This is a genomic window from Pyxidicoccus caerfyrddinensis (assembly GCF_010894405.1).
Taxonomy (GTDB): Bacteria; Myxococcota; Myxococcia; order Myxococcales; family Myxococcaceae; genus Myxococcus; species Myxococcus caerfyrddinensis.
The window spans coordinates 146730-160829 of record NZ_JAAIYA010000004.1 but is presented as its reverse complement, the minus strand read 5'-3'; the positions used below and the strand labels follow the sequence as shown (position 1 = coordinate 160829).

Below are 14100 nucleotides of genomic sequence, written 5' to 3'. Positions count from 1 at the left end.
TCGATTGCGAGCACGGTCCTCGCCGGCCCTGCTGACCGACTTGCAGCGCCAGGTGATCCTCCATGGCGCGCACCCTGTCGGGCTGAATCCCACCCCGGTGGAGGTCCCGAGCGGCCAATTCCTCCCGAGCTTGTTTCAGCGCGAGGCCGGCAGTGGCATGCCCTGGCTGTAGCTGTCGCAGAGCGCCAGGTACTCGTCGCTGTCGAGGTCGAGCGCGGCGACGCGCAGCTTCTTGACCTTGGGTTTGTCCAGGGTGGTCTTGATCTGGACCAGCTTGAGGATCGGAATGCCCATGTAGGACTGACTGATATAGGTATTCTCCTTCATGTCGTCCCAGCCGATCAGCATGCCGTCCTCGAAGCGGATGCCGTCCTTGCCGATGATCAGCGCCGGCGTGTCCAGGCTGCCCAGGGGCTTGACGCAGTTGAAGAACATCCAGACCGCGAGCAGGGTGATCACCCCGAAGAATCCCATCGCGCCGGTCTCGGAGCGCGACTGATAGGTGAGCACTCCAAAGCCGGCGATGGACAGCGCCCAGATGACGGCGCCAGCGAGGAGCCGGGTGCGGGAGTAGTAGATGGCTCGCGGCTGCTGCGTCTTCTTCTTCGCCTGCGCGGAGCTGTAGATTTCCATGATGTGCCGCCTGTGAGGGGAGAGGTGGGGTCAGCCGGCCAGACGGTCTGACAGGTAGGCCAGCAGCACTGGCGCGTTGATGACCTTGGCTTCGTCAATCTTGCGAGGCTTGCCCTGCGCGACGATGACCAGCTCGCGGGTCGCCACGGCGTGGTCCTCTTCGTCCTGGAGGCGGATGCTGTCGATGTCTTCCCAGCGCATCAGCCGCCCCTTGTGGGTCAGCCCCGCGCTGCTGAGAATCAGCGGCCCGAAGTGCACCGGCCGGCCCGCGGCGACCTGACGGCTCACGCCGTCCAGCAGCGCCGAGACGACGTGGCCTGTCACCTCGTGGCGCAGGTGTTCCGCGTCGCTCCACAGGCCCAGCCGCAATCGATAGGTCCCCCCGCGGTGACGCAGGATGAGCCTGTCGTACTGGTGCTGCTCGACGATGGACTTCACGTTCCGCCATGCGAGTCGGGTGCCGCCGACGCGCAGTCCTTCGTCGGTCAGCTCCAGCAAGCTCGGAGCGCGCATCCAGACGAAGAGGTCACTGGCCCGCCAGCCGATGACGTAGATGCCACAGGGAAGGCCGAACAGGAGGATGAAGAACCCGAAGCGGCTCCGGAGCAGGTTCTCGATGGCCTCCCGTGGCAGCAGGTGCAGTGAAGTGGGGGCGAGGAGCGTCGCCACCACCACGTAGATCATGACGAGTCCCGCGACGAGCCAATACAGGGCGTGCGTGGGGAAGACCAGGGTGTGCGAGCGCTTCAGCGTTGCCTCCAGGCAGGCCGGGTTTCAGCCGGAGCCGGGCCACGTGAGCCTCAGCGGAAAGTCGGCGCTCGTATAAACAATCGCATGTATTTATGCGACCTGATTCGCACCCCTTCGCTCCGAGTGCGGACGGACGTGTCATCAGAGTGTCTTGTCGACATTTGAGAAACCAGGATTCATCTCGATGCGAGTCCTTGGGATGTTTTGATTTCAGGGATTGTTGCGGACATCTGGGCGTGAAGCGGTGGGGCGGCGCGCTCTTGTCGAGTGGCGCAGGCTTGAGGCAGGGTATGGGGCATGTCGAGCTCCATCCCGCTTCACGCCGCTGGCCTCTCTCGTCGTGCCAACCTCTGGGCGGGCCTGGCCCTGGTGCTGGGGGGCGCACTTGCCGGCTGTGCTCCACCAGAGCCGGAGGCGTTGCCCGTTGAGTCCGCGGTGGCCCTGGACGCACAGTCCCAGGCGCTGTCCTATCCCAACGGGAGCAGTCGGACGGTGGTGTCACGGCGCGTCGTCTACAAGGACGCCTCCGGCAACTACCAGGCGGCGCCGGGCTTCGAGCCGTTCCGTGCGGCAGGCGCCTCCGACGGCACGCTCCACCCCATCCGCATCGCCCAGGTGGAAGCTCCGAGCGTTCGCGAGGCCATCGTCCTGATGTCCGCCGGGCAGAAAATCTCGAGCAGCGGCCACTCCAGCGGAGTGACGGGCCAGTCCTCCGACTGGGACGCGTCCTGCGGCGACGTCTCCTGCCCCAACGTGCTCCTGGATGGGCGCTCGCTGGCCATGAAGCTGAATGCCCTGGGCTGGTTTCCCCCGGGGAAGACGCACCTGTCCGTGGTCAACGACAACAACTTCGACCACCTGTTCGACAGCGACACGAAGCAGCGAATCGTCAATGGGTTCGTCCGCTGGCTCGAAGCCCAGGTCCAGCCCGAGACGCGGGCCATCTACCTCGCGGGGAGCTCCCGCGGTGGGTGTCTGGTGATGCGCATCGCCCAGGCGCTCCGCGCCAACACGGGGCTGGATGGCATCGACATCTACGTGTCGTCGTTCGATGGCGTGTGCAGGAACAGCCAGGGCGAGCTGGGCACGTTCGACACCAAGATCAACAACCCCGTGCGCCCCTGGGGCACGTTCTACGGCGCCTGGGCCACGGACCTGTCCGCCCAGTTCCCCCGCCGCCAGCGGTTGCACCTGTACCAGGTGGTGGGGGGCCAGGAGGTGGCGCCGGCCACCGGCATCCGCGCCTTCTCGGGGTACGCGGGCACCACGCCTCCCTCGACGGGCACCCACCTGGACTGGGGTTGGTACAAGCAGACCTGGGTGAGCTGGAAGCACAAGGAGATTGGCAACCCATACAGCGAGCCGAGCGCATCGGACCAGCCGCGCGTCATCTCGGAGACGATCGACGCGCAGCTGACCTGGCTCGACGGCTTGCTGTAGCGGGCATGTCTGCACGACGACCAGGGCACGCCGCTCAAGGTCCTCACACCGGCGCCGGGCTACCCGCTCCTCAAGGTCGCCGGTGGCAGGCGCTGGGCGGCAAGTCCTTCCAGGCACTTCCGTTCCGCTGAAGAAGAGTTCCCTCGATGGGGGCGTCCGCCGCGAAGGTGTGGCGGTGCCGAGCTCGTCGCCGAGCTCCGCGCGGCGCCGCGACCTTCAGAGCGACTGAAGGAACTCGAGCAGCGCCGCACGGTCCGAGCTGGTCATGGTGCGGAACGCCTCCTTCGAGCCTTCGGCCTCGCCGCCATGCCAGAGGATGGCCTCGCTCAAGCTGCGGGCGCGGCCATCGTGCAGATAGGCCTCGCCTCCGCTCACGCCGGCGGTGAGCCCGATGCTCCACAGCGGCGACGTGCGCCACTCGGCGCCCGACGCGGTCCACTCGGCCAGGTTGTCGGCCAGGCCGGGGCCCATGTCGTGCAGCAGCAGGTCGGTGTACGGGTGGATGGTCTGCCCCCGCAGCTCGGCGAGGGGGTGATAGGGGCTCGTGGTCATCGTCGGTGCGTGGCACTGCGCGCAGCCCGCCGAGGTGAACAGCGTCTCGCCCTGCAAGGCCTCCGGGTCGGTGAGCTCCCGGCGCGCGGCGACACCGAGCGTCGCGATGTAGCGGTACAGCAGGGCCAGGTCGGCGTCGGACAGCTCGGTGCTCGGTCCCGGATCCGACTGTGACGAGCCACGGTCGACGTTCGGGAAGATCGACGTCGTGACTCCCATGTCGTTGACCAGTGCGCTCGCGAGCTGATGAGTCACCCGAGCCTGACCCGCCTTGTAGCCGAGCCGACCGAGGCGATGGGCGCCAGTCTGCGGGTCGATCACCAGCTGCATGCGGCCAGAGATGCCGTCGCCGTTCGCGTCGTCGGGATCGGCGAGCGCGGCCACCGCGTCTTCGCGCACCGCCTCGAGCAACCCGAGCCCGACCAGCTGTGGCGTCACCCGCACCGAGTAGAACGAGGGCACCACGCCGGTGAAGGTGTAGCTCGGCTTCCGCAGGGAATAGGGGGTGCCGTCGCCGTAGGTGCCGTTCGTGGTGGTGTAGCTGCTGATGTACGCGCCGCCCTCGGCCACGCCCGAGGTGACTTGCGGCTGCAGGTAGCGGCCGAGGTTCGGGTGCGGGGCCCCGGTCGCGTCACTGCCGACCCGAACGACGGACTCGAGCATCGGGGCACCGACGGCGGGCGGGAGCGCCCGGCCGTTGTTCGCGTGACAGGCCACGCAGCTTCGCGCGACGAAGGCAGGGCCGAGCTTGCCGACCTGCGCGGTGAAGACCGGGTTGCCGGGCTCTTCGTGCGAGCCGTCGCCAAAGTCGGTGTGGTGCAGGCGGCGGCCGAGCATGAACGGCTGCACGCTGTTCTCCGACATGTGTCCTGCGATCTGCTTGAACCGGTGCAGGGGCTCGTTGGAGTACTGGTACGGCAGCGTGGCGCGGCCACCCATCCACGCCGACTGCGGCAGGGGAAACGAGTCTTGTGCGCCCGACGGCAGCACCGGCCCCTGGCCGTACCAGGGCACGAGGCCGCCCGAGCCAACGACGTACAGCACCGTGGTGCCGTAGTAGTTCTCGCGGCCGTTGGTCGGAGCCTTGAGAAACTGGCTGACTTCGATCTCGACGCGATCTCCAATCCGCAGCGGCCGGTTCTCCTTGGGGTTGTGGCTGATGGTGGCGCGGTAGTGCAGCGGGTCGAGCCGGGTCGCGCTCAGGTTCAAGTGGTACTCGGCCTTGGTGGTGATGCCGCGGAAGATGGCGCGGAACTCCGGCGCCTCGAGCGGCCACTCGGGGTTGATGTTGAACTCGATCTCGGTTCCACCCTTCGCGACCTTGTCGACGATCTCGATCTTCGCGGTGCGCTGCTCCCAGTAGAACGTGAGGTAGTGGTCGTAGATGTGAAACTCCGCTTCGCGGGCGTGGCGGTCGCGCGCCCGGTCCCCGAACCGGGTGATCAAGGCGGTCGGCGTGTCCTCGACCATCGCCGGCTCGAGCACGGTGGTGGCGTCGAACAACGGCACCGGCCCGCTGCCCGCGGCCAGGGTCGTCGCCGTCACGTTCTCACTGAAGGCGCTGGCGCCAGCGGCGTTGGTGGCGCGCACCGCGTAGGTGTGGGTAGAGCTGGCCGTCAGGCCGGAGTGCGCGTGGGGTGAGGTCACGCGGGTGACAGTCACTCCGTCACGCTGCAGGTCGTACCCCGTCGCTCCCGGCACCGCGCTCCATGAGACGGTGAGCTGACTCTCGCTGCCGGCGGTCGCGACCAGTCCTGAAGGCACCGCCGGCACGGTAGGCGCGGTGTGCGTCGTCGCCGTCACGGTCGCGCTGAAGGCGCTGGCGCCGGCGGCGTTGGTGGCGCGCACCGCGTAGGTGTGGGTAGAGCCGGCCGCCAGGCCGGAGTGCGCATGGGGCGAGGTCACGCGGGTGACAGTCGCTCCGTCACGCTGCAGGTCGTACCCGGTCGCGCCCGGCACCGCGCTCCACGAGACGGTGAGCTGGCTCTCGCTGTCGGCGGTCGCGATCAGTCCTGAAGGCACCGCCGGGGTGGTCGGCCCGGTACTTCCATAGACTTCAAGCTCCCACAACGAGTAGCCACCCGAGGTTCCGCGTGCGGTGCCATACATGCGTACGTAGCGGCCGGTGCCCGAGACGGCGTGCGTGGCGACTCCGCCGCTGCCTCCGGTGACCGTGACCACGTCCGTCCACGTGGTCAGGTCGTTCGAGAGCTGGATCTTGTAGTCCTTTCCGTAGGCTGTCTCCCAGCGCAAGACGACGGTGGAGATCGTGTAGCTCTGGAGCAGATCGACCCAGAGCCAGCCGGGATCGGTGGGGGTGCTCTCCCAGCGAGTGCCGAGGTTTCCGTCGCACGCCTTGTTGGGCGTGTTGGTGGCGTTCTGGGCGTTGGACGCCGAATACACCTTGCCGATAGCGAGGTTGGTTCCCAGCGGGTTGATGGTGAAGACCAGCGTCTTCGAGTCGGTGCCGCTGCCATTGGTGGCGCTGACAATGACGCTGGTGGTGCCGGCGGCGGTGGGCGTGCCAGAGATCTCTCCCGAAGCCGGGTTGACTCCGAGGCCGGGCGGCAGACCGGTCGCGGCGTAGCTGCTGGGAGCGTTGCTGGCGGTGATGAAGTAGCTCAACGAAGTGCCCACCGTTCCGCTCTGGGTGAGCGGGCTGGTGATGGACGGCGGGGCCCCGGCTTCAGCGATGGTGAAGACCAGCGTCTTCGAGTCGGTGCCGCTGCCGTTGGTGGCGCTGATCGTCGCGTTGGTGGTGCCCGCCCCGGCCGGTGCGCCTGAGATCAGCCCGCTCGTCGGGTTCACGTTCAGCCCGGCCGGCAGGTTGAGCGCGTCGTAGGCCGTCGGCGAGTGGGTGGCGGTGATCTGGTAGCTCAACGTCACGCCCGCCGTACCCGCCTGGGTGAGCGCGCTGTCAATCACTGGCGCCACGGGCGCCACGGGCGTCTGCCGCAGCTCGGCCGGCTCGCACGCCAGGACCGCACACAGAACGAGGCAGAATCTGAAGGGTGTCGAGTGCATGTGAGCGCCTGCGCTTCTGACGGAAGGCCACGGTGTCGGCGTAGAAGGTGCCCGGGGCGGTGGTGAAGAACTTGAGCCGCCACAGCCGGTCGAACACTTTGTTCGCCGTCTGAACAAACTAGCTTCTGGTTCAGCGATGTAAAGGCGCGGTGCGTCGCCCCCTGCATTGAGCGAGGTGCAGGTCGGGCGTGGGCCCTCCGTGGGCTCGCGCTCCCCGCCTCGGGAAGGGGCCTGCGTGGCCGGGTGCCGTTTTCCAGCGAGCACCCCCGCCAGGTTGGATTGACGCCACCCCCCCGGTCGATTAGACGCCAGTATGTGGAAGTGATAATGCGAATCGGTCTCAACGGGTGGCGGTCCGCCGGCCGGGCATTGCGCCCTGTCGGGGGGCTGCTGTGGCTCTTCCTGATCCACGCCGCCGCGGCCCAACCCGCCGTGCCGCCTGTCGCGCCTGTTCCGCCTGCTTCGACCGCCGTGGCAGGTGGTATCGAGGGTGAGCTGACGCCATGCCCGGGCGGTGGGCTCGCCGGGGCCGAGCTGCTCCTCGACGTGGGTGGGCAGATGCGGCCGGTGGGCCTGGACCGGACGGGGCGCTTCCGGGTCGACGGGCTCGCTCCCGGCACGTACGAGGCGCATGCCTACGTCCCCGGCTGTGAGCCGGCGAGCTACCGCGTCCAGGTCGCGTCCGGGCAGCACACGCCGCTGCGCGCCACGCTGGTGGCGGGGGAGGGGATGGAGACCACCATCGACGTGGTTGGCCGGAAGCTGACGCGAGCCGAGGAGCGCAAGGTCTCCGCCGAGGCGATGCGGGTGGTGGAGCTGGAGCAGGCGCGCCAGCAGACCGCGGACCTGGGCGAAGTGCTCAGCCGCAACTCGGGTGTGAATGTGCAGCGCTCCGGCGGGCTTGGCTCTTCCAGCCGCCTGTCCCTCAACGGCTTCTCCGGCGAGCAGGTCCGCTTCTTCCTGGACGGTGTGCCGCTCGAGCTGGCGGGCTTCGGCCTGGAGCTGGCCAACGTGCCGGTGAATCTGTTGAAGCGGGTGGAGGTGTACCGGGGCGTGGTGCCGGTGCGCTTCGGCGCGGACGCGCTTGGAGGCGCCGTCAACCTCGTCTCTTCCGACGGCGATGAGCCGAGCGGCGGCTCCGTCTCGCTCCAGGCCGGCTCGTTCGGCACCTGGCGCGGCATGCTCGCGGGCCGCTACCGGTCCGACGAGGGCGGCCTCTTCGTGAAGGGCCACGCCTTCGGGGACCTGGCCCGCAACGACTACCGGGTGGACGTGGAGGTCCCCGACGCCCAGGGACGGCTTGCGCCCGAGAGCGTCTCGCGCTTCCACGACGGCTACGGCGCGCTCGGAGGGGGCCTGGAGGTGGGCGTCGCGGACCGTCCCTTCGCCGAGCGCCTCTCGCTGCGCCTGTTCGGCACGCGCGCGCGCAAGGAGCTCCAGCACAACGTGGTGATGACCGTGCCCTACGGCGAGGCCCTCTCCACGGAGGCGGCGTATGGGGCACTGCTGGGCTGGACGTCTTCGGAGCTCCTGTCCGGGAAGCTGAAGCTGGAGGGCACGGCGGGCTACAGCCGCCGGGACACGGGGTTCAGCGACCAGGCCGCGTTCGTCTATGACTGGCACGGCAACCGGGTGCGTGAGCGTCTCCAGCCCGGCGAGCTGAGCACCACGCCCACCGACCGGCTCATCCAGCAGCACAGCACGCTCGCGCGCCTGCATGCCGGCTATTCGCTCACCGACACCCAGGCCCTGCGCCTCTCCGTCGCCCCCACCTTCGTGACGCGCCAGGGTGAGGACCTGCTGCTGCGGGGCACGGGCCTGAGAGATCCGCTGAACGCCCAGCGAGACCTGTTCACGCTGGTGGGCGGCCTGGAGCATGAGCTGCGGCTGTGGGACGGACGGCTCGAGAACGTCCTCTTCGTGAAGGGCTACCTGCTGCGCACCCAGACGGAGGAGGTGCTCGCGGGGGACGTGACGCGGCGGAGGGACCAGTCGAGCGAGCACGTGGGGGCGGGCGACAGCGCGCGGCTGCTCCTGCCGCACGGGTTGCTGCTCAAGGCCTCGTACGAGTACGCCACCCGGATTCCCGGGCCGGACGAGTTCTTCGGGGACGGGGTGCTCATCCTCGCCAACCTGGGGCTCCAGCCCGAGACGAGCCACAACGCGAACCTGGAGCTGGAGCTGCGCGACCTGGGCACCTCCGTGGGGAGCTTCCGCGGCAGCGTGGGGGGCTTCGCCCGGCTCGCGGACCAGCTCATCGTCATCCTGGGCAATGACAGCGTGTACACCTTCGCCAACGTCTACGCGGCGCGCTCGCTCGGCGTGGAGACAGCGGCGGGGTGGACGGTGCCCGGCGAGTGGCTGTCGGTGGACGCCAACGCCACCTTCCAGGACTTCCGCAACGCCTCGGACGAGGGGGCCTACGGGGCCTACTCGGGGGACCGCATCCCCAACCGGCCCTGGCTGTTCGCGAACCTCACCGCCCGGGTTCGGCGTGGCTCGCTGTTGCGCGCCGGGGACGAGGCCTCGCTGTGCGTCATCTCGCGCTACGTGCACGGCTTCTTCCGGGGCTGGGAGAGCCAGGGGCTGCGCGAGGACAAGCAGAAGGTGGCGGCGCAGCTCAGCCACTCGCTCGCGCTCACCTACGCGCTGCCGGTCCGCCCCGCGTTCAGCGGCACGCTCGAAGCGCACAACCTCACCGGTGAGAAGACCTACGACTTCTTCGGCGCCCAGCGCCCGGGCCGCTCGTTCTTCTTCAAGCTCAACATGGAGCTCTGACCATGCCTCCGGCCCTCCGTGTCACGCTCACGCGCCTGGCGATGCGCATCCACTCGTGGTCGGGTCTTTTGGGCGCCCTGGTATTCGTCGTGGTGGGGCTGACGGGCGCCGTGCTCGTCTTCCACAAGGAGCTCGACGCCGCGCTCTTCCCGCGCCTCTTCGACGTCCGTCCGGCGGATGGGGAGCTGTCGTACCAGCGGGCCTTCGAGACCGCGCAGCGCGCCTTCCCGGAGGCTCGCATTCGCGGCATGCGCGTGCCTCCCCCGGGTGAGCCGAGCACTCTCGCCGTCCAGGCCGTGGGTCCCCGGGGCGGGCCCATGCACATCGCGCTGGTCGACCCGTACACCGGTGAGCTGCGCGGCACCCGCATCTGGGGTTCGGGGCACACGCGCTTCGTCGACGACCCGGTGAGCTGGACCTATCTGCTGCACTATCAGCTCACGGCGGGACAGGTCGGCCAGCTCGTCGTCGTGCTGGCCGCCATCCTCCTCGCGCTCTCGGTGCTGACGGGGACGTTCGTCTACCGCAAGCAGCTCTGGCGCGCGCTCACGTTCCGCGAGCCGATGCGCCGCAAGGGCTGGCAGGCGCGGTTCTCCTCGCTGCACCGGCTGGTGGGGGTGTGGACGCTCGCGCTCAACCTGCTGCTCTCGGTGAGCGGCCTGTGGATGCTGCGCGCCACCTTCACGGCGGACTTCTGGAAGCGGCCTGACGGGCGACCCGCGCCTATGGGGCCCGCGCCTCGCAGCGCCCACTCCTTCGACGAGGCGCTCGCGGCCGCGCGGCGCGCCATGCCCGGCTTCGAGCCGAGCTGGGTGGAACTGCGCGCCCAGCCGACGGACCGCTTCGTCATGCTCGGACGCCACACCGAAGAGACGAAGCTCTACGGCCGCTATGCGAGCGCTGTCGTCCTGGATGCGAAGGGCCTCGAAGTGCTCGAGGTCCGTCGTCCCGAGGAACTGGGCCTGGGTGGGAAGCTCGACTTGCTCGCCTTCCCGCTCCATCAGGGGCAATGGGGCGGCCTGCTGGTGAGGCTCCTGTATGTGCTCGCGGGGCTCGGCGTTCCGCTGCTCAGCCTCACCGGGATGTTGCTGTGGCTGCGGCGCACCCGGCGGCGGCGTGCCCACCCCGGAGTCCAGCCCGTGCCCGTGGCGACGCGCCCGGTGCCGGCGACGGGGACTCCCAAGGTCTAGAGATTGCCAGGCTTCCAAAGTGGAGGCGGCGGGAATCGAACCCGCATCAAGGCGGAAGCAAGACCCCAAGCAGGTCGCGCTGCTACCGGCAAATGCCTTGATCTCTCATCGGTTCGTTCTGCTGCCCCATCCCGTTTCGTCCCGTCTCGTCCCGTTCTCATGCCCGCTGGAGGGTCACACTGGGGAGGCGGCCGGAGACGACGGTGCTGTACGAGACGGTGAAGGACAACCTGGCCACGCTGCTGGTGACTCCTCATTTCCTCCCATTTTTCTGATGCTCCGACGGCACCACCGCGAGCTGTTCAAGCAGCGCGCGCTCGAGCTGCCCTTGCGTGCCATCTATCCGCATGCTAGACACTGAACCACATGGTTCAGTATGTAAATGCCGGCCTCGATGCTTCGTTCGCCGCGCTCTCCGACGCCACCCGACGCGGTGTTCTGGAGCAGCTCGGGCGTGCGGAGGCCTCGATCACGGACCTCGCCGAGAAGTTCAACATGACCCTCACGGGCATGAAGAAGCACGTCGGTGTCCTGGAGCGGGCCGGGCTCGTGATCACGGAGAAGGTCGGGCGCGTGCGGACCTGCAAGATCGGCCCGCGCCGACTGGAGGAAGAGATGGCATGGCTCGAGAGGTACCGCCAGCTCTGGGACGCACGCTTCGACGAGTTGGACAAGGTTGTCGAGGAATTGAAACGGAAGGAGCAGGTCGATGGACGCAAGCAGAGAGAGTGAGCCCACACCCATGAAGAACCGCACGACTGTGGAACGGAAGTCCGAGCGTGAGACCGTCGTCACGCGAACTTTCAATGGTCCGGCACGCATCGTGTTCGAGGCGTGGACAAAGCCCGAGCTGTTCAAGAAGTGGTGGGTGCCGAAGTCGTTGGGAATGACCCTGGTTTCCTGCGAGATGGATGTTCGTACCGGGGGCAAGTACCGTCTGGTGTTCGGCCAAGGGATGGCGTTCTTCGGTAGGTACACCGAAGTGACACCGCACTCGCGCCTCGTCTGGACCAATGAGGAAGGTGGTGACAATGGGTCCGTCACCACGGTGACCTTCGAGGAAAAAGGGGGCAAGACGCTGCTGGTCGTGAGCGAGCTCTACCCCTCGAAGGAAGCTCTCGACGCTGCCGGCACCGGGGCGGCGGAGGCGCTGGTCGAGACGTTCCAGCAACTGGACGAGCTTCTCGTCACCCTGGGCGCTCGCTGATAAGCGCCTGGCCAGCACTGCCTGCTCCCTCATATCCATTTCAAGATGACGGAGCAGGAGGCCTGCCGACAGGCTCGTCAGCCACACACCCGAGCGCAGTACGCCTCGCAGTCGGCACGCTCGCCAGAGCAATGGTACCCGCCGCAGCCACAAACAATGCGGACCCACACGCCCTGCTCCACTGTTGAAATCGACCCTTCGCTTACCGGCGCAGCCACTCCTGCCGCGGGACACCGCGCCTTGCACTCGTTGAGCGCGTAGCCACACAGCACCTTGCCTGGGCCGCTGCCGGCGTTCTCCACCATGCACTGGTGGTACTCTGCCTGGCAGGTGCCCAGGCACGTCGCTTCCTGCACTGCGGCGGCGTCAGCCATCGCGTCCGTCTCCGTGCCACCGCACCCCGCCAGCAGCCCGACCAGCAAAACCGCTCCGAAAAGTCCTCGCATGAAGCCTCCTGGTCGTACGGCTTCGAGAGGATAGCGATTTCCTCGATTTGCAGGGAATGTCGGAATGTGATTGAAAGCGGCCTGTGTGCGACCTCCGCTGCGCCATTGAAACCTGAGACCAGGGTGCGCAGTGTCCAGCGGGTCAGGGGTGATGGCGCAGCACGTACCCCTCCGCCTGCCTCCACACGCGGAAGAAGGTCTCGAACATCGTGTCGCGCTGCTTCTCATCGCCGTTGACCGCCGCCGTGAGGAACGGCGAGCCGAAGTTGAGCATCACCGTGCCCCTCTTCACAGCCACGGCATGGCATCGTCACCCTGGAAGCGGGTGAAGCACGGGCCTCGCGCGTCTGTGTCGGGTGGTGCGCCGTGGCAACGGTGTGGGCCCACGCGGCGAGGACCTCAGTTCATGAAGTCGAAGGCACTCAGCTTCGATTCCTGGATCTTCGTCAGGATGGCCGGGAGGGAGAGGACCATGTCGGTCAGGAGGCTGACCGAGCATTCTTCCGGCTCGGGCAGGACGTTGATGTTGAGCCTCGTCAGCGCGATGGCGTGCTCCTCATGGAATGACCTCAGGCGCCCGATGCAGTCCCCGCAGTAGCGCTGGCAGATGGCGTCCACCTCCTTCCGGAAGCGGATCAGCTCCAGGTCGAGCCGCTCGGAGCGAAGCTCGAAGGTGACGATGCGGATGTTGGAGTTCGGCGTCGAGAAGAAGTTCGGATTCATGATGAGCCGGGCCTGGGGGTCGTTCCCGCCGGAGAAGCTCTCCCAGAACCCCGGCTTCTCCACCGAGTTGAGCACGGAGCGGGTGAACCCGCCCGAGCGCGCGGGCAGCCGCGTGGCCGTCACGTGGTCGAGCGGTGCCTTCAGCCCGTACATCTCTCCTATGCGTGAGTCCAACGGGTACCCGCTCTGCACGGAGATGTAGGCCACCTCGTCGAGCACGTCGTCATCGATGAAGATTTGATAGATGGCCGGGTTGCAGGGCGTCGCCTGCAGGAACATCTGCAGGGTGGCCACGCACTTGAGCAGCGGCTGGAAGAGCCCGTCCGGAAGCCTGTAGCTGGCGAGCAGGCCCTCGAAGATTCCGAGCGCCTTCTTCGGGTCGACGTCGAAGAGGCCCTTCTGGAAGAAGATGGTCAGCGTGTTCTCGCTGCCTCCCGAGCAGATGTCACCGAGCACCGTGAGGTTCGTGGAGAGCACGGGCTTCGGCTCGTCGCGGTCGCTCCACGTGCTCTTCTGGAGGACGGTGTTCAGGAACTCCTGGGGCCTGAGCAGGGTCTGCGGGTGGTAATCCACGGCCGGGGCTCGGAGGAACTCGAACGTGTCGAGCGAGGGAGGTGTTCCTCCGAGCACGGTATGGAGGGACTGGATGAGGATCTTCGCCATCCGGTGCAGCGCCCGGGCACCCGGGCCCGCTGCGTTGTAGAAGACATGCTCGTCGCGGCGACGGCGCTTCTCGCTGGCGATGAGCATCCTGAGGAGCTCATCGACGTTCAGGAAGCTCTTGATCCTGGGAGTGACGTCTCTCTCCCGCACGGTGAGATAGGTCTCCGTGGGCGAGGACACGGGGCGGGTGGGCCTGATGCGCACGTAGTCCGGGTCCTCCCGGTGCACGATGGGAGGCATGTGCTGCTTGAACGGGTTGTCCGGGCTGGGGTTCCAGTGGGCGAGCTGGTAGGCGCCGTCGGGCAGGACCTCGGCAATGACATAGGCCAGGGCCGTCTTCGTGTTCACGACGACATCACCCGCCTTGGCGTCTCCAATCATGGGGTCTCCCTCCGGGCGCGAGCCGGGTCAGTATTCGACGTCGTAGGCAACGGGGTCGTGGTCGGACAGCCCCATCCCTCCGACACCCGGGGCATTGGGTTCCGCTACTGACACGTCGCGCGGGGAACCGCTGAAGGCAGCCGCCGGGACGTGCGCCAGGATGCTGGAGCAAGCGCCGTACCGCGTGGACCCACGCCGGGATGAGCGGTGCGAGCCTCCGGGGACGCGTCCTCCGGGGACGCGTCTGCGTTCCGGCATGCAGCGCCCAGGGGGCGCGTGAGCACGGGCGGGCAGACGTCAAGCAGGTGCGCAG

10 protein-coding genes are annotated in these 14100 nt (G+C 67.7%); 5 read left to right on the top strand and 5 right to left on the bottom strand.

Annotation, left to right across the window (positions count from 1 at the left end):
* Positions 1 to 135: 135 nt before the first annotated feature.
* Together G4D86_RS11055 and G4D86_RS11050 are read right to left on the bottom strand one after the other, a co-directional pair.
* The gene (locus tag G4D86_RS11055) at positions 136 to 633 is read right to left on the bottom strand and encodes a hypothetical protein (RefSeq protein ID WP_163992496.1); all 498 of its coding nucleotides are present in this window, start codon (positions 631 to 633) and stop codon (positions 136 to 138) included.
* Between the two features lie 30 nt (positions 634 to 663).
* Entirely contained in the window at positions 664 to 1317 is a 654-nt protein-coding gene (locus tag G4D86_RS11050; RefSeq protein WP_240360184.1) for a hypothetical protein, read from the bottom strand.
* A gap of 363 nt (positions 1318 to 1680) precedes the next feature.
* Between G4D86_RS11050 and G4D86_RS11045 the strand changes: the two genes are divergently transcribed.
* Entirely contained in the window at positions 1681 to 2823 is a 1143-nt protein-coding gene (locus G4D86_RS11045) for a hypothetical protein (RefSeq protein ID WP_240360183.1), read from the top strand.
* Between the two features lie 216 nt (positions 2824 to 3039).
* Here G4D86_RS11045 and G4D86_RS11040 read toward each other — a convergent pair whose 3' ends face one another.
* Complete coding sequence (locus G4D86_RS11040) at positions 3040 to 6399, bottom strand: di-heme oxidoredictase family protein (protein WP_163992494.1); 3360 nt, start codon at positions 6397 to 6399, stop codon at positions 3040 to 3042.
* 327 nt (positions 6400 to 6726) lie between these two features.
* Between G4D86_RS11040 and mxcH the strand changes: the two genes are divergently transcribed.
* The 4 genes from mxcH (at position 6727) to G4D86_RS11020 (ending at position 11574) form a co-directional block, all read left to right on the top strand.
* On the top strand, positions 6727 to 9177 hold the full coding sequence (gene mxcH, locus G4D86_RS11035) for a TonB-dependent siderophore myxochelin receptor MxcH (protein ID WP_163992492.1): 2451 nt from the start codon (positions 6727 to 6729) through the stop codon (positions 9175 to 9177).
* Positions 9178 to 9179: 2 nt separating this feature from the next.
* Complete coding sequence (locus tag G4D86_RS11030; RefSeq protein WP_163992490.1) at positions 9180 to 10367, top strand: PepSY-associated TM helix domain-containing protein; 1188 nt, start codon at positions 9180 to 9182, stop codon at positions 10365 to 10367.
* A gap of 366 nt (positions 10368 to 10733) precedes the next feature.
* The gene (locus G4D86_RS11025; protein ID WP_163992488.1) at positions 10734 to 11099 is read left to right on the top strand and encodes an ArsR/SmtB family transcription factor; all 366 of its coding nucleotides are present in this window, start codon (positions 10734 to 10736) and stop codon (positions 11097 to 11099) included.
* Between the two features lie 10 nt (positions 11100 to 11109).
* Complete coding sequence (locus tag G4D86_RS11020) at positions 11110 to 11574, top strand: SRPBCC family protein (protein ID WP_163992486.1); 465 nt, start codon at positions 11110 to 11112, stop codon at positions 11572 to 11574.
* 588 nt (positions 11575 to 12162) lie between these two features.
* Here the strand turns inward: G4D86_RS11020 and G4D86_RS11015 are convergent.
* Together G4D86_RS11015 and G4D86_RS11010 are read right to left on the bottom strand one after the other, a co-directional pair.
* Entirely contained in the window at positions 12163 to 12318 is a 156-nt protein-coding gene (locus G4D86_RS11015) for a hypothetical protein (protein ID WP_163992484.1), read from the bottom strand.
* Between the two features lie 101 nt (positions 12319 to 12419).
* Complete coding sequence (locus tag G4D86_RS11010) at positions 12420 to 13787, bottom strand: hypothetical protein (RefSeq protein WP_163992482.1); 1368 nt, start codon at positions 13785 to 13787, stop codon at positions 12420 to 12422.
* Positions 13788 to 14100: the final 313 nt, after the last annotated feature.